This window comes from Bradyrhizobium sp. DOA9, assembly GCF_000617845.2.
Taxonomy (GTDB): domain Bacteria; phylum Pseudomonadota; class Alphaproteobacteria; order Rhizobiales; family Xanthobacteraceae; genus Bradyrhizobium.
This window is the reverse complement of sequence record NZ_DF820425.1, coordinates 2,453,459-2,473,465: the sequence shown is the minus strand read 5'-3', so window position 1 is coordinate 2,473,465 and position 20,007 is coordinate 2,453,459. Positions and strand designations below refer to the sequence as shown.

Below are 20,007 nucleotides of genomic sequence, written 5' to 3'. Positions count from 1 at the left end.
CACCCAAAGAGAAATTGTCCAAGGAGGCTACCAGATGGATCTCTATTTCTCGCCGCTTGCCTGCTCGATGGCGACGCGCGTCGCGCTGTATGAAGCCGGCGCCGAGGCGAATTACCTCGAAGTCGATCCGCCGACAAAGAAGGTCTTGAACGACGGCTCCGACTTCCGCACCGTCAATCCGATCGGCCTGGTGCCGACGCTGCGCACCGACGACGGCGTGGTGCTGACCGAGAACGCCGCGATCCTGCAATACGTCGCCGACCGTTTCCCGCAAGCCGGCCTTGACGCCAGCGCCGGCATCGAACGCACGCGGCTGCATCAATGGCTCTGCTTCATCGGCACCGAGCTGCACAAGGGTCTGTTCGTGCCTCTGCTCGACCGCAAGGCGCCGCAGGACGCCAAGGCCTATGCCCTGGAGAAGAACCTGTCGCGGCTCGACTATCTCGACAAACACCTCGAGGGACGCGAGTTCCTGCTCGATCATTTCAGCGTGGCCGATGCCTATCTCGTCACGGTCATCAACTGGACCATGGCGACGCCGCCGATCGAGCTTGCGAAATGGCCGAACGTGAAGGCGTATCACGAGCGGCTGCGTCAGCGGCCGTCCATCGCGAGGGCGATCGCCGAGGAGTTCGAGCTGTACAAGGCCGAGCTCGCGCGGAAGAAGGCGGCGGCCTGACGCTGCACGGGAGCTCCGTGTTCGCGTGGCAGCGCGCTATCTCGGCGCCTGCAGCGCGATGCCGTAGCGGCGGTAGATCCGGTCGATCGTGCCGTCGCTGCGCAGCCGCTCCACCGCTGCGTCGATGGCTTCGCGCAACGCATCGTCCGGGCGGACCATGCCGACGCCGACATTCCAGTTCAGGTCGGCCGTGCTCTCGTCGCGATCCAGGATCCGGAGCGGATTGTCCGGATGGGTCAGATTGAAATAGCTCGCCGCAATGGGCGTAACCGCGGCGGCATCGATCTCGCGGTTCGACACGGCCTCCAGGCTGTCGCTCTCGAAGCCGAAGGTCGATATCGGCACGCGCCGCTGGCCGATGATCATCGCTGCGATCGATCCAACCTGCACGCCCACTTTGGTCGATTCGTTGAGGCTGGCGAAGGACGTGAGCGCGCTGGATGCGGGCACGGCGAGCGCGACGCCCGTGCGGTAATACGGTTTGGAGATTCTCAGGCGGGTTTCGCCTTGCGCTTGTTGATCGGCGATGACGTCCAGGAGAATGTCGCAGCCGGCGCTGCGCATCTGGTACTGCGTGATGATCCAGTCGAGCCTCAGCGCGACACCGAGCTCGCGTGCCAGCACCCGGCCGAGCTCGACCTGGAAGCCGGCCGGATCGCCGGTCTTGTGCGCGAAGGGAAGCGAATTGGGATGTGCGCAGAGCCCGATCACACCGCTGGAGCGGATCGCCTCCAGCGGTCGCGCCGCCGCCTGCCCAGAGAGGGCGATGGCGGCAGCAGCGACGACCGGGACGAAGACCTTCATTCCGCGCTCTCTGCGGTTCAACCCTCGCGCGGTTTCAGGGCGCGGATGTACTTGACCATCTGGTCGATCTGGGCGTCGGTGAAGGCGCCGTCGAAGGCCGGCATCGCCCCCTGCTTGCCCTGCTTGATGCGATTGCGAATGAAGTCGTCGTCGCGCGGCGAATTCATCAGTTGCGGCCCCTTGCCGGCAGCCCGGCCCCCGTCGGAGTGACAGAAGCCGCACGTCCCCGCGAACACCTGCTCGACCTCGAGCGTTCCGTTCTCCGGCACTGGCGTGGCCGATTGTGCCTGGGCCAGCGCAGCCCACAGCAACGAGGCAACCAGCCCGACCGGAATCGTCTTGCAAGGCAGTCTCAACAGCTACGCTCCATTCCTGATCCACGCACGGCCGCGACGTCGATCAAGGAGCGGGCTTGCGCCCGCTCCAGGATCAGAACAGCTGCGGCAGACTATTTCAGGCTGAAGACGACCAAGGCGCCGTCGTCACGCGGCATGCTCTTGTAGACGCCGCCGAAGTTCGGCGCATATTCGTCCGCCAGCATCCCGCCGAAGCCCGCCGTCACGGCGATATATTGCTTGCCGCCGACGGAGTAGCTGACGATGCCGCCCTGATGGCCGGTGCCGTTGTTGTGCTTCCACAGCTCGGCGCCGGTCTCGGCATCATAGGCGTGCAGCACGCCGCGGGAATCAGGCACGAAGACCAGGTTGCCCGCGGTCGACAGCACGCTTCCGAGCGGAGGCTCGGGATAGCGAACCTCCCATTTCTTCGCGCCGGTGATGGGATCGCGCGCGTCGAGATGTCCGTAGATCTCGCCACCCGGAGGAGGCACCATCTTGAAATCGGCACCGATGTTGAGCTGGGCCTGCGGCGCGGTGACCGGTGTTGTCTTCTGGATATCCAGCGTCATGCACCATTCCTGTCCGATCTTGTAATAGAGACCGGTCTTGGGGCTGTAGGAGCCGGCGTTCCAGCTGATGCCGCCGCCGATGAACGGACACAGCGGTGGTTCGGTGACCTTCCCGACCGGGAAGTCGCGACGGCCGATCAGCGCGCCGGTCTTGGGATCGATATCCTTGACGAAGTTGATGTTCTCGACCAGCCGCCAGACGTTCTGCACTTTGAGATTGCGGTCGTAGACGAAGACGAAGCCGCCCTTGTTCGGATGGACCACGTATTTCTGGCCGTCTCGCTCGAGCATCACGAATTCGCCGACCGAGCTGTCGAAGTCCCAGGCATCGTGCGGCAGTTCCTGATGGTAGAATTTCAGCTTGCCGGTATCGATGTCGAGCCCGATCACCGAGCTGGTATAGAGATTGTCGCCAGGACGCGCGCCCTGGGTCTTGTAGTCTGCGCCCGACCAATCGTAGAGCGGCGCCGGGTTCGCAGTGCCCCATAGGACGGTGTTGGTCTCGGAATCGTAGGTGCCCGGCATCCAGCCGCCACCACCGCCGGTGCGCCAGGACTCGTTGCCCCAGGTCTTCATGGCCTCTTCGGTGCCTGCGACCGTCAGGAACTCCCACTTCTTCTTTCCGGTCGCGGCATCGAGCGCGAAGATCGGGCCGCGGCCCGGCCATTCGCCGCCTTGCGCGCCGATGATCACGCTGCCCTTGGCGTAGAGCGGCGCGCCGGTGAAGCCGACCGTCAGCTTCTGCGAGTCGATCAGCCTGGTCTCCCAGAGGACCTTTCCGGTCTTGGCGTCCAGCCCGAAGACACGGCCATCCATGGTGCCGACGAACACCTTGCCTTCGCCGAGAGCGACGCCGCGATTGTAAGGAGAGTGGGTCTGGCGGCTGATCAGCGCCTCATCCAGCTCCGGAAAGAACGACCAGTTGACTTCGCCGGTCGCACCGTTCAGCGCGAAGACCCGGCTGTAGGAACCCGAATAGTACAGCACGCCGTCGGCGACGAGCGGCATCGATTGCAGCCCGCGCGTCGATCGTCCGGGAATGTGCATCCACGCCACGCCCAGATTGCCGACATTGCTCGCATTGATTTGCGCAAGTGGGCTGTAATGATGGGATTTGTACGAACCGTGATAGGTGAGCCAATCGTTCTGGCCGGCCGCCTCGATACGGCCCGTATCGACGGACTGAGCCAATGCCGCCGTCGCTGCAAATGTCGCAACGACGGCAGGCAAGACCGAGCTGAGCCACTGTTTCCTCATTTGCACTTCCTCCCGCTCTTGTGTTCGTTGATTGCGTCTCGTGAACGCCGCCGCGAGGGGTTCTTTGCAGTTCAGTGAGCGTCGATCGTCCTCCATCGGACCGAATCGTCAACAGACGTCCCCTCTCTCGGCGCATCGCACCGAGGAGCCACGTTCACCGGAGTGGTTGCTGTTGTACTTCTGCTTGCCGCAATAGTGTACGACGGATCACAGGGCGTGCAAACACGGAATGCGCGCTGAAGGTGACTTTGATGCAAAGCGACTTGAAACGGCAGCGGCGCTGACCGTTTTTGCTTTGGAGCGGCCGAATTTCGGAACGAGTCGATCATCGCATTGCCGAGGATCGACGCGCCTAACGCGATCAGCCCGATCATCGAGCAGGTGACGATCGCCGGGCTCTGTGCTGTATCCGGGGCACGAGATCGCTTTTGAATGATGAACATAGCTGCCTATCCTCGCGGCGTCGTTCGCCCGAGCTTTGCTATCCTTTTCCGCCCTTGTCTGAAGCAAGGGCGCAGGGAAGGCCGGGCGCCGGCGGGCACCCGAAGTCCCGCGTGTGCGAAAGAAGCGCGCACGGGGTGGACGACAGGTGTTGCCGGTCGCCCGGCCTTCCCTGCGCGATGGTTTTTACGGTGTCCTTCGTGCTCCTCGGGGAGCGATGCACTATTGCCCCCGTCGCCTTGCGGATCATTGATGCGCGCACCGGTTGGCCGCCAAATCTCCGCAAGGCTTGACGCACAGACCCCGGGCGTCGGGACCACACGACTTCTCCGTCCGCGCACGTCCTCGTTGGGTTCTCCACGGCTGGCGTGCGCTCGCCGTCGAGGCCATTCGAAGACGCTGTCAGCGCCGTGTCGTATCGCGCCTGTCGCTGCTCACGGTTTCCCGCCCCGCAGCCACCACGCGCGCCGACGCCGTCGCGGCCACCGCATCCCGGCCCGCGTTCCGTGACGATCGCGAAACGCCCCTTGTGGCGGGCGGGATGGCGCGTTGTACGGCAAAGCCGAACTTCTGTAAATACGAATATTTTGCGGACGGCTGTCGACCCAGTGCTGGCGTGTTTTGCCCGTCGGGCAACACAACGGATGGTGTAGAGGCAAGCGTCAACGCCGTGGCGTCGGAGGCCATCTCCCCCTTGTGGGGAAAGTGTTTTCCCGCAAAGCATCCGCGGCATCCCGTAGGATGGGTAGAGCGCCAGCGAAACCCATCAATTCGTTCGCCTCCGACGAAGCACAATGGGTTTCGCAAGGGCTCAACCCATCCTACGCGTGCTATGAACGACCGCATGAATTTTGTTCGTTAGGCCACCGTTTGACCATACCATCGATTGGCCCGCGGGGACGCTTACAGGCAGAAGCGGACATCAGCCTTCCGACAATCCCTGTTGAAACGGTCGAAAATGACCCAAAGCGGTCATTCGTCCGTTCCAAGGGTTCGTGCCCGCTGGTGCAAAGCCCCGGCCTATGTTTTCATCCCTTGCTGGCTGAGAAAACCAACGGGTGCTTCGTGGCGGGGAATCGCGTGGAGAGGAGGCTGGCGGCGGTGCTGGCAGCCGATGTTGCCGGTTACAGCCGTCTTATGGGTGTGGACGAGATTGGCACTCTCACCGCCCTTAAATCGCTCCGCCGCGAGGTGATCGATCCGGCTATCGGGGAATATCGTGGCCGCCTGGTCAAGACGACCGGGGACGGGATGCTCGTTGAATTTCCGAGCGCTGTAGACGCCGTGACCTGCGCCATGGTGGTCCAGGATAAGATAGCAGCCGTAAGCGGCAGCACAGACCCGAAGATTGCGTTTCGAATTGGCATCAATGTCGGGGACATCATCGTCGATGATGACGATATCTTCGGTGATGGCGTCAACGTGGCCGCCCGTTTGGAGAACGAGTGTGAACCAGGCAAGGTTTTTGTGTCGGGGCAGGTTCATGATCAAGTTCGTGGAAAGACACCCTTCGAATTCGCCGATCTAGGCGAAAGAACACTGAAAAACATCGATCGTCCGGTACGTATTTACGCGGTTCGCTCAGAGCACTCACCGTCAAGTGCTGTGCGGGCAGAGCCGACGAGCACCGTTTCAGCTGCCTCTCCAAACGCGAGTAACCCAGTCCCATTTCCAGACAAGCCCTCGATCGCTGTGCTTCCATTCACCAACATGAGCAGCGATCCAGAACAGGAATACTTTGCCGACGGAATGACGGAGGACCTGATCACGTCGCTATCCAAGATCCGCGACTTACTGGTGATCGCACGGAACTCGACTTTCACCTACAAGGGCAAGGCCGTCGACATAAAGCAAGTTGGACGTGAACTTGATGTCCGCTACGTATTGGAAGGTAGCGTGCGCAGGGCCGGCAATCGCATTCGGATTACCGGCCAGCTCATCGAAACCGCAACGGGGAGCCATGTTTGGGCCGATCGCTGGGACAGCGAGCTTGAGGATATCTTCGAATTACAGGATCAAATCACGGCGCGTATCCACAATGCGATCGGCGGCACCCTGGTCAAGACTGAAGCTACTCGTGCGCGACAGTCCGGACTTGCCAACGTCCAGGCGTGGCAGTTGCGGATACAGGCTTGGGACGGCTTCCATAGATGGGATCGCGAAGGATGTCTCCGCGGAGTTGACCTTGGGCGCCGCGCAACCGAGATCGATCCAACAGAGAGCGACGGCTATACGGTAACAGCGGGCTGCCTATATGCGATCGCTTCGAGCGGCTGGACAACGACGGGTCAGCAGGCCATGAGCGAGGCGCTCGCACTCGCGAGCCGTGCCGTCAACCTGGATCCGGGCAACGCAGTCGCCCACACTCTTTTGGGAATGACGTTGCTCTCTTTCGACCGACACGATGAGGCGGTCTCGCATGTCAAGCGCGGCTCTGAGCTAAGTCCTGGCTCTTACAGTTGTAGCCTAGGCACGGCGATGGTGCTGGGCTATTGCGGGGAACCTAAAGACTCGCTGAACTGGTTCGAAGTCATCTTTCGCATCAACCCGCGTGATCCGCGGCTCTACGCAGCACAGCAATCGATGTGTGTTCCGCTCTTTGCGCTGGATCGTTACGAGGAAGTCGTCAAAGCAGCTCAGGGCGTAATGCGTCAGATACCGAACTGGACAGAGGCATTCACGATGCAGGCCGCAGCCTACGCGAAACTCGGCCGGTTGATTGAGGCTGGTACTGCGGTCGAGCACCTGCGAGAGATCGATCCAGAATATTCGGTAAAGCGGGCATTGCGACGACATCCGTATCGCGATGCCGCTGACCGCGACAAGCTGGCGGGCGCATTGAGGCAAGCCGGAATTAGCTAATGAGAGATTGGAGGCTAGGATGATCGATCTAACGCCGGAACAGTCCCAGCATTGGCGGCAGCATTATTCGGAGCACGCCAAATATTGGGAAAAGTGGGCCGACCCCATGGCTGAGCAACAGGAGAAGATCAACCAAATGCTGCTCGACGCCGCCGGGGTCTCGGAAGGGATGAGCGTGCTAGACCTTGCTTCAGGCGCGGGAGAGCCGGCAATGACCGCGGCAAGACGGGTAGGCTCCCACGGCTCCGTAACTGTAACCGACGTCGCGCCGGAGATGGTAGAGGCTGCCAGGCGCCGGAGCGAAAAGCTCGGTTTAGGTAACATATCCTTCGAAACGGCGGCCATGGAGCGGCTGCCATTCTCAGACGATAGCTTTGATGCGATTACTTGTAGATATGGGCTGATGTATTGCGATGATCCGGCGGCGGCGTGGCGCGAATGCGCACGGGTGCTGAAGGGCGGCCGGCGTGCAGCTCACATGGTCTGGGGCCCGGAAGAAAACAATACGATGGTTTGGACGGTGATGCGGGCAGCCAACAACAGTTGGGATAATCCGATTTCTGACGAGGAAGTTGGACATCCGCTGCGCTTCGCGGCAAATCACAGCCTCTTGCCCTTTGTGATGGCCGCTGGTCTGGTGCATGGAAAGGAGCAAGATATCGAGGTTCAGCCCCGGATCAAGGTCGGGGTGCCCTTTTGGCAGCCACTGATCGAGATCAACGCCGGTGCGATCTGGAGTGGGCTCGCTCAAGACGCACGACAACGCACCAAGGAAGCCGTCATAGCGGCGCTCGAACCCTTCCGGGATGGGGAATTCTACCGTTTCAAGACGCACATGCGGATTGCTGTTGGGACCAAAGCTGATTGAGGTCTCCTTGTGGCCCATCGCGACATATTGCGGCGCCGCACGAACTCAGCCGCTTCAGGGGCGAGGCAGACATTGCGTGCGTTGCGTTCTACCGCTGGGTTTGTGGGTACAAGGCCTGGCGAGTTTGCCGCGCCCCTCACGCGGCGCTACACGCAGACCTCTCCCCGATGGGGAGAGGTGAATTTACCCGTACAACACCCGCGGGAGGACCGTGACGATGCCCGGCCATAGCGTCAGCAGCAGCACGAAGGCGATCATGATCACCAGGTACGGCATCGTGACGCGCGCGATATAGCCGAGACCGTCGTCGGTGAGGCCCTGGATGACGAACAGGTTGAAGCCGACGGGCGGCGTGATCTGCGCCATTTCCACGGCGAGCACGAGGAAGACGCCGAACCAGACCTCGTCGAAGCCGGCGCCCTTCACGATCGGCAGCACGATCGGCAGCGTCATCACGATCATCGAGAAGCCGTCGAGGAAGCAGCCGAGCACGAGATAGAAGACGACCAGCGCCACGATCAGCATGAAGGGCGACAGGCCGAGGCCCTTGACGAACGCGGCCACCGCCTGCGGGATGCCGAGGAACGCCGCGGCATTGCCGAGGATCGAGGCGCCCAGCACGATCAGCGCGATCATCGAGCAGGTGATGACCGAGCCGATCAGCACGTCGCGGATTACCTGTTGCGACATTGCGCCCTGCGCCCAGGCGACAAGCGCCGCGCCGAGCACGCCGACGGCAGCAGCCTCGGACGGGGTTGCGAGCCCGCCATACATCGAACCGAGCACGCAGGCGATCAGGAACAGCGCCGGCGCGAGATCCTTCAGTGCTGCAAAGCGCTCGCTCCACGGCACCTGCGAAAGCTTGGCTTCCTGCTCCGGTACCATCGCGGGCTTGAGGCTCGTATGCAGCATCACCCAGGCCATGAAGGTCGCGGCCAGCAGGAAGCCCGGCAGCACGCCCGCCGTGAACAGCTTCAGGATCGAGACATCGCCGAGCACGCCGTAGATGATCATGATGTTGGACGGCGGGATCAGGAAGCCGAGCGTGCCGGCGCCGGCGAGCGAGCCGATCGCGATGTCGCGGGAATAGCCACGGCGCAGGAGCTCGTTGAGCGACATGCGGCCGATCACCTGCGTGGTCGCGGCCGACGAGCCCGAGATCGCCGCGAAGATGGTGCAGCCGATCACGTTGACATGGAGCAGGCGGCCGGGCAGCAGGCCGGCCCACGGTGCGAGGCCCTGGAACAGCGAGCGCGACAGGCGGGTGCGGAACAGCAGCTCGCCCATCAGGATGAAGAGCGGCAGCGCCAGTAGCTCCTGCGTGGTCAGGATGTTCCAGGCGTATTGCGGCAGCAGCTTGTCGAGGGGAATCGAGCGGAACGTCGCGAGCAGCAAGGTCGCGGTGAGCGCAAGCGTGAGGCCGATCCAGACGCCGCAGGCCAGCAGCACGAACAGGATCGCGAACAGGGCGACGACTTCGATGGTCATGCGATCTCGAATCTCGATGCGGACGAGGCGGTCATTCGACGGGCGAGGCCTTCATGCGATGATCCTCCAGCGGCAAGCCGAACGCGGCCTGGATCGAACGCGCCAGGAACTGCAGCGTCAGCAGCAGCATGCCGAAGGTGACGACCGCCTGCGGAAACCACAGCGGCGTGTCGCTCGAGGTCGAGACCTGGCCGCGCACGAAGGCGCTCCAGGTGAACTTTGCCATGGCCGAGGTCAGGAACGCCATGAAAGCGAAGCCGGCCGCCGCCGAGAGGATTTCCAGCGCGCGCTGCACGGGCAGCGGCGCGTTCTTCAGGAGCAGCACGACGCGGATGTGTCCGCCGACGCGGAGCGTCATGGCGGCGCCGAAGGTGAAAGACGCCGCCATCAGATAGGACGAGTATTCCCACGCGATCGAGATGCTCGGCGGAAAGAACGGCAGGAAATTCGAGAGGAAGCGCGTTGCGACCTCGCACAGCATCAACAGCGTCAGCATCAAGAGACAGAAACCGCCGATCCAGCCGTCGAGCCGGCCGAGGCGATCGATGCCATCGAGAACGATGCGCAGCGGCGCTGGCGCCGCCGCGTTGAGGCTTTGCGGTGCTTCGGGCGTAACGCTCACCACGTCTCCACCCTCAGCCGCGCTTCATTTCGGCGAGATAGGCCCGCACCGGCTTGTCGGCCGCCGGCACGCGCTTGAGGAAGGCGTCGAGCTGCGGCGCGGTCTTGGCCCGGATCTCCGTCATCATGGCTTGCGAGACCGGCACCACCTCCATGCCGCCTTCCTTGAGGCGGTTGAGGCTGTCGACGTCGGCCTTGAGCGAATTGGCCCAGAAGGTGGGCTCCATCTTCGCCGCGATATCCGAAACGAGCTTCTGCTGATCGGCGCCGAGCGCCTTCCAGGAATCGAGATTGACGGTGAGCATCTGCGACGACCAGACATGGTTGGTCGGGTAGACGTATTTCAGGAACTCCCAGAACTTGCCGTCGACCCCGGACACCGACGAGGTGGAAACGCCGGCCACCGCGCCAGATGCAAGTGCGGGAATGGTTTCGCCCCAGGGGATCATCACTGCCGCCATGCCGACGGCGTTGAGCATCTCGACCGCGTTCTTGTCCGGCACGCGGATCTTGATGTTCTTGAGGCCCTCGACGTCGGCGACCTTCGCCTTGAGATGCAGATACTGCGTCGGCCACGGCACGATGTAGAGGATCTTCTGGTTGTTGCGCGCGGCGATCTTCTCGTATTCGGGCCGCACATATTTGTGCAGCACCTTGAGCTCGTCCACGGAGCCGCAGAGGAACGGGATGCTCTCGACGCCCATGAAGGGCTCGTCGCCGACCTGCTGGATGTTGAGGACGTCGGCGAGCGGCACGAGACCGTCGCGCACGGCGCGCAGGTGCTCGGGCCCCTTGAAGCCGAGCTGACCGCCGGCCTTCACGGTGATGGCCACGGTGCCGCCGCTCTGTTTCTTGACCTCTTCCGCGAACGCCATCGCGTTCTGGGTGTGGAAATTGCCGTCGGGCCAGACCGTCGACATGTCCCAGCTCACGCTCGCCGCCCGGGCGCGAGTGGAGACGTGGCCGGCCGCAAGCAGCGCCGCTGCGCCCGCGGTGAAGTTTCGTCGCGTGATCATCGCATCCCCTCTGTTTGCTATCGCACAAGACGCCAGCGCGTCACCGTGCGTACCCATAAACTGCAACTGCGTTGTCTGAAGACACGAGGCCGCTCTCGACGTCGTCCTTGACCGCCGTGCGCTCGCGCGTCGCGGGATCGCCGATGCCGGCGCCGCCGGGCGTCAGCACCAGCAGCCGGTCGTCCGGCGGCACCTGCTGAAAACCCTTGCCGCGCAGTTTTTTGCCGGACTTGAGGCCGACATAGCCGGCCTCGCCGTTCCGGCCGCCGTCGCGCCCGCGCGGCGGATGATCGATGCGGTCGAACGCCGCGAGAATGTCGAACGGCGCATCGACCCCGCTGCCGACTTCGATGATCTGGCCGAGACCGCCGCGGGTGCGCCCTGCCCCACCGGAATCCGGACGCAGCTCCTTGCGCCAGAAGATCAAAGGCGTCTGCGTCTCCGCGATCTCGACCGGCGTGCCGCGCACGCCGCTTGGGTAAGCGGTCGCCGACAGCCCGTCCTTGCCGAAGCGCGCGCCGGTGCCGCCGTTGGAAGTCACCGCCATCGAGAACCCGTAATTGCCGCCGGCGCCGGAGCGGGTCTGGCCGCGCACGTTGAGATTCCACAGGCAGGAGGTGCCTTCGGCGGGCACGCGCTCGGGAATGATCTGGCGCAGGCAGCCGAACACCACATCAGGCAGCATCTGGCCGATGACATGACGCGACGCAACCGGCGCCGGCTTCGGCGCATTGAGGATGGCGCCAGCCGGTGCCGACACCGTCAGCGGCGAAAGCGAGCCGGCATTGTTCGGGATCTGCGAGGCGACGACGCAGCCGAGGCCGAACACGGTGTAAGCCGTCGTATAGGACAGCGGCACGTTGATGCCGAACTTCGAGGCCGCGGAGGTGCCGTCGAAATCGACGTGGATGCCGGTATCCGAGATCGTCAACGTCGCCGCCAGCGTCACCGGCGCGTCATAGCCGTCGACCACCATGGTATTGCGCCAGCTGCCCTTCGGCAGTTTCGCGATCTCGGCCAGCACGGCCTCGCGCGAACGGTCGCAGATATAATCGCCGAGTTCGTCGAGCGTGTCGATGCCGAACTCGCTCATCATCTCGACCAGGCGCTCGCAGCCGACGTCGTTGCAGCCGGCCAGCGAATAGGTGTCGCCCTCGGTATCGATCGGCAGGCGCGTGTTGGTGCGGATCATCGCCATCAGCGTCTCGTTGACGACGCCCTGATCGATCAGCTTCAGCATGGGGATGTAGAGCCCCTCCATGAATACGTCGGTGGCGTCGGGCCCGAAGCCGATGCCGCCGATATCCATCAGATGGCTGGTGCAGGAGAACAGCGCGACGACCTTGCCGTCCTTGAAGCACGGCGTGGTGACGACGAAATCGTTGAGATGACCGGTCCCCATCCAGGGATCGTTGGTGATGTAGGCATCGCCCTCCTTCATCGTCTCGATCGGAAAGTGAGCGAGGAAGTGCTTGACCGATTCCGCCATGGAGTTGACGTGGCCGGGCGTGCCGGTCACCGCCTGCGCCAGCATGCGGCCCCTGAGGTCGAACACGCCGGCCGAGAGGTCGCCGCATTCGCGCACGATCGGGCTGAAGGCGGTGCGCAAGAGCACCTGCGCCTGCTCCTCCACCACGGCGATCAGCCGGTGCCACATGATCTGCAGGTCGATCAGGCTCGCGCCATTTGCCTTGCTCATGATCAGGCCGCCTTCCGTTCCATAACGATGCTGCCGGCGCCATCAATATGGGCGTCGAAACTGGTGGAGACGAAGGTCGAAGTCTCGTCTTCCGCAATCACGGCGGGGCCGGCAATGGTCGCGCCGGGCGCCATGTCCTCGCGACGATAGAGCGGGATCTCGATCACTTCTCCGGCCCGGCCGTCGAAGAATTTTCGGCTGCCGGACGCCTTGGCCGCGGGCATGCGCGCGACGGCGGCGACGGCGGACGGATTGCGCGCCTCGGTGGTGGCGAGCACCGACCAGCTCAACACCTCGATGGCGGCGCCCGGGATCGGACGCTCGAACATCGCGGAATAGTCGGCCTCGAACTGCTGGCGCAGCGAGGCGAGATCGGCCGTCGTCAGCGGACGGTTCGGCAGCTCGACCGAGATCTCGTGGCCCTGGCCGACATAGCGCATGAAGGCGGCACGGCGCTCGCGCACCGGTGCACCGGCGGCGCCAGGCTCGACCAGCGCACGCGCTTCGGTCGCCATCTCCTGCAAGAGATCGGAGACGGCTTCGGTATCGAAATCATCGAGGCGGACGTGCCGGCTACGCACCAGCTCATAGGCGATCGGCGCGGCGAGAAATCCGACCGCCGAGCCGACGCCGGCATTCGACGGCACGATCACGCGGGAGACGCCGATCTTCTCGGCGACGCGCGCTGCATGCAGCGGCGCAGCTCCGCCGAACGCGATCAGCGTGTGCTGGCCGACTACGGCACCGCGCTCGACCGCGTGCACGCGCGCCGCGCTCGCCATGTTCTCGCAAACGACCTCGTGCACGGCATAAGCTGCCGTTTCCGCCGACAGGCCGAGCGGCGCACCGACATCGCGCAGCAGGGCCTGCTTCGACAGCTCGGGATCGAGCTTGATGGTGCCGGCCGCAAACGCATCGGGATCGATCATGCCGAGCGCGACGTCCGCATCCGTCACCGCGGGACGCTGACCGCCACGGCCGTAGCAGGCGGGTCCAGGCTCCGACGAGGCGCTCTCCGGGCCGACGGTGACGCGCTTCATGGCGTCGACATGGGCAATCGAGCCGCCGCCGGCACCTATCTCGACCATCTCGATCACGGGGATACGCACCGGCAGGCCGGAGCCCTTGAGAAAGCGCGCGGCGCGATCGACCTCGAACACGCGCGAGGTCTCGGGCTGGAATTTTTCAATCAGGCAGATCTTTGCCGTGGTGCCGCCCATGTCGAAGGACAGCACCTTGCTCTCGCCAAGGCGCGCTGCGATCTGCGCCGCGAAGATGGCGCCGCCGGCCGGACCGGATTCGACGAGGCGCACCGGAAAGCGCCGCGCGGTCTCGATCGAGGTGACGCCGCCGCCCGACGTGACGAGATAGATCGCGCCGCGAAACTGCTCGACCTGCAAGGCGTCGGCCATGCGGGCGAGGTAACCGTCGATCAATGGTTGCACATAGGCGTTGGCAACCGCGGTAGACGTGCGCTCATACTCGCGAATCTCCGGACAGACCGCCGAGGACACGGTGACGGAGACGCCGGGCATCTCCTCGCTGATGATTGCGGCAGTGCGCCGCTCGTGCTCGGGATTGGCGTAGGAGTGCAGGAAGGCGATCGCGACGCTCTCGACGCCGAGCTCACGCAATCTCGGCGCGAGTGCGCGCACGGCCGTCTCGTCCAGCGGGAGCCGAACGGCACCGTGCGCGTCGATGCGCTCGGGCACGGTGAAGCGGAGGCTGCGCGGCGCCAGCGGCTTCGGCTTGTCGATGCCGAGATCATATTGGTCGTAGCGGCTTTCGGTGCCGATATCGAGCACGTCGCGAAAGCCTTCGGTTGCGATCAGCGCCGTCTTGGCGCCGCGCCGCTCGATGATCGCATTGGTCGCGAGCGTCGTGCCGTGGATGAAGACGTCGATATCGCTGATATGCGCGCGTGCATCGGCAAGAATGAGCCGCATGCCGTCCAGCACCGCCTGCTCGGGGCGCTGCGGCGTCGTCAGCACCTTGCGGGTCTTGCGATCTTGTCCCACGTCCAGCACGATGTCGGTGAACGTGCCACCGATATCAACGGCAAGCCGCACCTCGGCTCCCTCGAGCATTCCAATTTCTCCGTGCTGGTCGTCAAGACTGGGTCCAAAAAGCGCAGCAATTCCCGTGCCATGAGACATGCCGGCAACGCTGTGCCCGGCTATTTTGCGCGGCACCTATGCAATAGGCAAGGCGCGTTCGCGCCCGAGCGCTCAGAGCAGGAATGCAAGCGCCGCCTCGCAGCGCTCCTCGACCTTCAGCGTCAGGAGATCGTCGGCGCGGGTGCGGCCGAGATTGACCGCTGCGATCGGAATCTGCCGTTTCGCGGCGGCCTGGACGAAACGGAAGCCGGAATAGACCATCAATGACGAGCCGACGATCAGCATCGCATCGGCCACTGCCAGATGATCCTGCGCCATGGCCACCACCTCGCGCGGCACGTTCTCGCCGAAGAACACCACGTCGGGCTTGAGGATGCCGCCGCAGGCTTCGCAAGGAGGCACCTCGAAGGAGGAAAAATCCTCGTGCTCCAGATCGGCGTCGCCGTCGGGTGCATCCGCGGCATCGAGCGTCAGCCATTGCGCATTGGCGCGGCCGAGCACGTGCTGGAACACCTCGCGCGGCGTCTTCGCCCCGCAGCCCATGCAGCGGACCAGATCGAGCCGGCCGTGCAGGTCGATCACCTGGCGGTGGCCGGCCGACTGATGCAGCCGGTCCACATTTTGCGTCAGCAGCATCCCGCACCGACCGTTCGCCTCGAGCCGGGCCAGCGCATGATGCGCATCGTTCGGCCTCGCCTGGCCGAACCGCCGCCATCCGATGAGGCTTCGCGCCCAATAGCGCCGGCGCGTCTGCGCGTCCGACATGAAGGCCTGGAAATTGACCGGCTGGGTCCGCTTCCAATTGCCCTGGCTGTCGCGATAATCGGGAATGCCCGAATTGGTGCTGCAGCCGGCGCCGGTCAGCACGAACAGGTTTTCGTGCCGACCGACGAAATCCTGGAGCGATCTGTTTGCCGGCGCAGCGTTTGTCATGGCGTAGATGTAGTTCGCTCAAGTGCATTTTGCCAGATCACGAGCGTCGGCGGCGCACAGCCGCGCGGGCGAGTGGCTATCGTGGGGACCGGCGCCCCGCGGGAGGAGCTTGCTCTTGTCCGGCGATGCGGGCGGCCTGCTGCAGCGTGCGCCGGAATTCGTCCCGCTTCTCGTGCACCGAGGCGATCGCATGACCGACCGCAACGCCGAGGCCGACCAGCGCGGCTTCGGAGAGTTGCAGGCTCGCCTCGATCGTTTCCGGCACCGCATCGGTTGCGCCGATCGCATAGAGGTGGCGGGCATGATCGGCGTCCCGCGCGCGTGAGACGATCAGCACATTTGGCCGCACCGCCCGGATTCGCTCGACGACGGCGTCGATCGCCTGCCGTGATTGAACCGTGATGATCACGCCGGTCGTCTGCATCAGGCCGCAGGCTTCGAGGAATCCCGGTTCTGTCGCATCGCCGAAATAAACTTTATGGCCGTCGCGGCGGTCGCGCGCCACGCCGGCGGCCTCGTGATCGACGGCGATGTAGTTCAGGCCGTGGCTCGTCAGCAGCGAGCAGACGACTTTTCCAACACGGCCATAGCCGACCACGATGGCTTGCGCCTGATCGCCGGGCGGCCGAACCGCAAGCTCGGGATCAGGCGCGCGTTCGCTGCCCAGCTTCGCGGCCAATTTTCGTCCGAGCATGCCCAGAAGCGGTGTCAACGCCATCGTCACGGCGGTGACGGCCACGGCAAAGCTCGATACGCGGGGCTCGATCAGGTCGCCGGCCGCAGCCATTCCGATGCTGACGAAGGCGAACTCGCCGACGGGGCCCAGCAGGAAGCCGATCTCGATCGCCGCCGGCCATGACAGCCTGAAGAGGCGGCCCAGGATGATGAGCACGATCGCCTTGCCGACGACGATGCCGATAACGGCCGCCAGCAGCCAACCGGGCTCCCGCGCGAACACGCGGAAATCGATGGCCATGCCGACGGTGAAGAAGAAGATGCCGAGCAGCAGGCCCTTGAACGGCTCGACGGTGGCCTCGATGGCCTTGCCATACTCGGTCTCCGCCAGCATCAGTCCTGCAACGAACGCTCCGAGCGCCATCGACAGGCCGGCCTGGTGGGCGGCAAGCCCTGCGCCGACGATGACGAACAGGGTCGCGGCAACGAACAACTCCGTCGAATGGGTGCCGGCAACCATCTGGAACAGCGGACGCATCAGCAGCCGTCCGATCAGGATCAGGAAAACGACTGCCACCACCGCCTTCAGGATCGCGGTGGAGATGTGCGCCACGACCGAGCCGCCGCTGCCCGCGCCGAGCACCGCGACAAAGACGAGGACAGGGACCACGGCAAGATCCTGGGCCAGCAGCACCGCGAAGCTGGCGCGTCCGGCCGTGGTCGCCAGCCGCCTCTCGGCGGAGAGAAGCTCGAGCACGATCGCCGTCGAGGACAGCGCAAGGCTCGCCCCGAGGATCACGGCGGTATCTGAGCTCTGCCCGAAGAGAAGCGCCACGCCGAAAATCATGGCCGACGTGGCGAGGACTTGCAGGCCGCCGAGCCCGAACACGAGGCGTCGCATCGTGACGAGCCGGCGCAACGACAGCTCGAGCCCGATCAGGAACAGCAGGAACACGATGCCGAGATTGGCGATACCCTCGACGTTTTGCGCGTCCGTCACCGTGAACCAGTACAGGAATGGGATGTCGCGAACCAGCGAGCCGAGCCCGAGCGGACCGAGAATGGCGCCGGCGCCAAGATAGCCCAGCACGGGATTGATGCCCCAATGCCGGACCAGCGGCACCACCACGCCGGCGGTCCCGAGCACCACCAGCGCGTCGCTATAGGCATTGATGTTGATGTTTGTGGTCACGAGCCCGTCATGTGTCGGCGTCTGCCCAATAGCCGTAGCGTAGCCCGCGGTCGATAGCACACGGCGCCGCAGTCAGCCCTCGGTCCCACCCTCCCGCGCGGCGCGCCAGTCGGAACGTTCAGCTCGCCCAGTTCTCCCGAAACTCGGGAAACAGCGTCATGCCTCCGCAGGCGTAGATGGTCTGCCCGGTGATGTAGCTGGCATCCTCCGAGGCGAGGAAGGCGAACACCGCCGCGATCTCTTCGGGTGTGCCGACGCGGCCCATGGGAATGTGGCTGGTGACGACGCCGCGCTTTTCGGGATCGCCGGTCCAGGCCGCGTTGATCGGCGTGTCGATTGCGCCGGGACCGACCGCATTGACGCGGATGCCGTGCCGCGCGAATTCGAGCGCCAGCGTGCGCGTCAGATTGGCCATGCCGCCCTTGCTGATCGAATAAGCGAGATAGCCGGGCTTTGGAATGATCTGGTGCACGCTGGAGCAGTTGATGATGCTGCCGCCTCCGCCGCGCGCAACGAAATGGGCCAGCGCCTTCTGCGCGCAGAACACCGCGCCGTTGAGATTGACGTCGATGATACGGCGGTAGGTTTCGACGTCCAGCGCCTCGCTCGGCGATTCCTTCTGGAAGCCGGCGTTGTTGACGAGACAATCGAGACGCTTCCAGCGGGAAAGGATCATTTCGAACATCGCAGCAATTTCCTGCTCGTCGCCGACATTGGCCTTGACGATGCAATGACCGGGCTCGCCGTGGCCGCGATTGCTCGACGCGGCCCGCGCGAGCGCGAGCGTCTCCTCCGCCCGCTCATCGTGCTCGAAATAATTGATGGCGACCGTGGCACCCTCCTGGGCAAGCCTGATGGCGACGGCACGGCCGATGCCTTGCGAGGCGCCGGTCACCAGCGCGTACTGGCCGACGAGGCGCGAGGGAAACGAGGTCGAGCGATCGGATTGCGGCATGTGTTCTCTCCGGGATGCATCATCATGGATGGAACCTGCGTTTTGTTCCATCCCTCAGCGATGCGGGGATCTAGTCGGCGCGCCGCGCGAGCGGCGAGGTCAGGATCTGATAGAGGATGATCGCGCCGAAAGTCGCGGTGCCGATGCCGCCGATCGTGAACGCGCCGAATTTGAGCGTGAGATCGCCGGCCCCTGCGATCAGCGCCACCGCGACCGTGATGAGGTTGGCAGGATTGGCGAAGTCGACCTTGTTCTCGACCCAGATTCGGCCGGCCATCGCCGCGATCAGCCCGAACAGCACGATCGAGAGGCCGCCGATGACGGGACCCGGGATGGACAAGATGAGCGCGCCGAATTTCGGCGAGAAGCCGAGCAGGATCGACACCAGGGCTGCGAACGCAAACAGCAGGGTCGAATAAACCCTGGTCGCCGCCATCACGCCGATGTTCTCGGCATAGGTGGTGACGCCGGTGCCGCCGCCGCTCGCCGCCACGATGGTAGCTAGGCTGTCGGCGAACAGGGCACGACCGAGATAGGCATCGAGGCTCCGGCCCGTCATGGCGCCGACCGCCTTGATATGCCCGAGGTTCTCGGCAACGAGAATGACCGCGACCGGCGCGATGAGGAAGACCGCATCGGCATGGAAGCTCGGCGCCGTGAAATTCGGCAGCCCGAGCCATGGCGCGGCCGACAATTGCGTGAAGTCGATCGGCTTGCCGAGGCCGAGGCCGTTCGTGAACAGCAGGTAGAGGAGATAGCCGCCGACCGCCCCGAGGATGATCGGCAGGCGGCGCCACAGGCCCGGCGCGGCAACCGCCACCACGCCGATGATCAGGACAGTCGCGAGCCCGATTGCCGTGTCGAGCGCATTGGCGCTGACCGCCTTGACCGCCACCGGCGCGAGATTGAGGCCGATCGCGGCGACGACGGCACCGGTGACGGCCGGCGGCAGCAGCCGCTCGATCCAGCCGACACCGGACCACATCACGACCAGCGAAATCAGGCCATACAGCACCCCGGCCCCGACGATGCCGCCGAGCGCAACCGACAGGTTCGGGTTCGGCCCCTGCCCGGCATAGCCGGTGGCGGCGATGACGACGGCGATGAAGGCGAAGCTCGAGCCGAGATAGCTCGGCACGCGCCCGGCGACGACGACGAAGAAGATCAGCGTGCCGACGCCGGAGAACAGAACTGCAACGTTGGGATCGAACCCCATCAGCAGCGGCGCGATGATCGTCGCACCGGACATCGCGACACAATGCTGAAGACCCGAGACGATGGTCTGGCCCCAGGACAGGCGCTCCTCCGGCATGATCACGCCCGAGGTCTTGAGCTTCCAACGTGGGAAATAGCTCTGCTCGTCCGAGCCTGGTGCGATCGTCATGTTCCCACCCAAGTTTCGGCGCAACGACCGATGGTCGTGCCAACAGACAAAAATGTGATTGTCGCTTCTGCGGCGCCCATCACATGATGCAAATCATGCACGATCAATA

The 20,007-nt window shown here is 64.2% G+C and carries 15 protein-coding genes; 3 read left to right on the top strand and 12 right to left on the bottom strand.

What is annotated here, in order from left to right:
* Nucleotides 1–34: 34 nt before the first annotated feature.
* Nucleotides 35–679, top strand: a complete 645-nt coding sequence (locus BDOA9_RS11480) for a glutathione binding-like protein (RefSeq protein WP_025034084.1) — start codon at nt 35–37, stop codon at nt 677–679.
* Between the two features lie 36 nt (nt 680–715).
* Here the strand turns inward: BDOA9_RS11480 and BDOA9_RS11475 are convergent, their stop codons facing one another.
* From BDOA9_RS11475 to BDOA9_RS11465, 3 genes are all read right to left on the bottom strand, one after another.
* On the bottom strand, nt 716–1,483 hold the full coding sequence (locus BDOA9_RS11475; protein ID WP_025034083.1) for a substrate-binding periplasmic protein: 768 nt from the start codon (nt 1,481–1,483) through the stop codon (nt 716–718).
* A gap of 17 nt (nt 1,484–1,500) precedes the next feature.
* Nucleotides 1,501–1,839 (bottom strand): c-type cytochrome, encoded by a 339-nt coding sequence (locus tag BDOA9_RS36720; RefSeq protein WP_244521466.1) that lies wholly within the window; start codon nt 1,837–1,839, stop codon nt 1,501–1,503.
* Nucleotides 1,840–1,931: 92 nt separating this feature from the next.
* The gene (locus BDOA9_RS11465) at nt 1,932–3,647 is read right to left on the bottom strand and encodes a pyrroloquinoline quinone-dependent dehydrogenase (protein WP_025034081.1); all 1,716 of its coding nucleotides are present in this window, start codon (nt 3,645–3,647) and stop codon (nt 1,932–1,934) included.
* 1,542 nt (nt 3,648–5,189) lie between these two features.
* Between BDOA9_RS11465 and BDOA9_RS11460 the strand changes: the two genes are divergently transcribed.
* Both BDOA9_RS11460 and BDOA9_RS11455 read left to right on the top strand, forming a co-directional pair.
* A complete protein-coding gene (locus BDOA9_RS11460) occupies nt 5,190–6,950 on the top strand; it encodes an adenylate/guanylate cyclase domain-containing protein (protein ID WP_192859558.1) in 1,761 nt (586 codons plus the stop codon).
* 19 nt (nt 6,951–6,969) lie between these two features.
* The gene (locus BDOA9_RS11455) at nt 6,970–7,818 is read left to right on the top strand and encodes a class I SAM-dependent methyltransferase (protein ID WP_052363077.1); all 849 of its coding nucleotides are present in this window, start codon (nt 6,970–6,972) and stop codon (nt 7,816–7,818) included.
* Between the two features lie 183 nt (nt 7,819–8,001).
* Here BDOA9_RS11455 and BDOA9_RS11450 read toward each other — a convergent pair whose 3' ends face one another.
* The 9 genes from BDOA9_RS11450 to BDOA9_RS11410 form a co-directional block, all read right to left on the bottom strand.
* Complete coding sequence (locus BDOA9_RS11450; protein ID WP_025034078.1) at nt 8,002–9,306, bottom strand: TRAP transporter large permease; 1,305 nt, start codon at nt 9,304–9,306, stop codon at nt 8,002–8,004.
* Nucleotides 9,307–9,337: 31 nt separating this feature from the next.
* A complete protein-coding gene (locus BDOA9_RS11445; protein ID WP_025034077.1) occupies nt 9,338–9,931 on the bottom strand; it encodes a TRAP transporter small permease subunit in 594 nt (197 codons plus the stop codon).
* 10 nt (nt 9,932–9,941) lie between these two features.
* On the bottom strand, nt 9,942–10,943 hold the full coding sequence (locus BDOA9_RS11440; RefSeq protein ID WP_025034076.1) for a TRAP transporter substrate-binding protein: 1,002 nt from the start codon (nt 10,941–10,943) through the stop codon (nt 9,942–9,944).
* A 40-nt stretch (nt 10,944–10,983) separates the two neighbouring features.
* Nucleotides 10,984–12,642 carry a hydantoinase B/oxoprolinase family protein gene (locus BDOA9_RS11435; protein ID WP_025034075.1) on the bottom strand — a complete coding sequence of 553 codons (1,659 nt, stop codon included), beginning with the start codon at nt 12,640–12,642 and terminating at the stop codon, nt 10,984–10,986.
* 2 nt (nt 12,643–12,644) lie between these two features.
* Nucleotides 12,645–14,729 (bottom strand): hydantoinase/oxoprolinase family protein, encoded by a 2,085-nt coding sequence (locus tag BDOA9_RS11430; RefSeq protein WP_025034074.1) that lies wholly within the window; start codon nt 14,727–14,729, stop codon nt 12,645–12,647.
* Between the two features lie 141 nt (nt 14,730–14,870).
* Entirely contained in the window at nt 14,871–15,692 is an 822-nt protein-coding gene (locus BDOA9_RS11425; RefSeq protein WP_025034073.1) for an NAD-dependent protein deacetylase, read from the bottom strand.
* 76 nt (nt 15,693–15,768) lie between these two features.
* Nucleotides 15,769–17,559 (bottom strand): cation:proton antiporter domain-containing protein, encoded by a 1,791-nt coding sequence (locus BDOA9_RS11420; RefSeq protein ID WP_025034072.1) that lies wholly within the window; start codon nt 17,557–17,559, stop codon nt 15,769–15,771.
* Between the two features lie 118 nt (nt 17,560–17,677).
* Nucleotides 17,678–18,514, bottom strand: a complete 837-nt coding sequence (locus BDOA9_RS11415) for an SDR family oxidoreductase (RefSeq protein ID WP_025034071.1) — start codon at nt 18,512–18,514, stop codon at nt 17,678–17,680.
* Nucleotides 18,515–18,584: 70 nt separating this feature from the next.
* The gene (locus BDOA9_RS11410; protein WP_025034070.1) at nt 18,585–19,898 is read right to left on the bottom strand and encodes a solute carrier family 23 protein; all 1,314 of its coding nucleotides are present in this window, start codon (nt 19,896–19,898) and stop codon (nt 18,585–18,587) included.
* Nucleotides 19,899–20,007 lie beyond the last annotated feature (109 nt).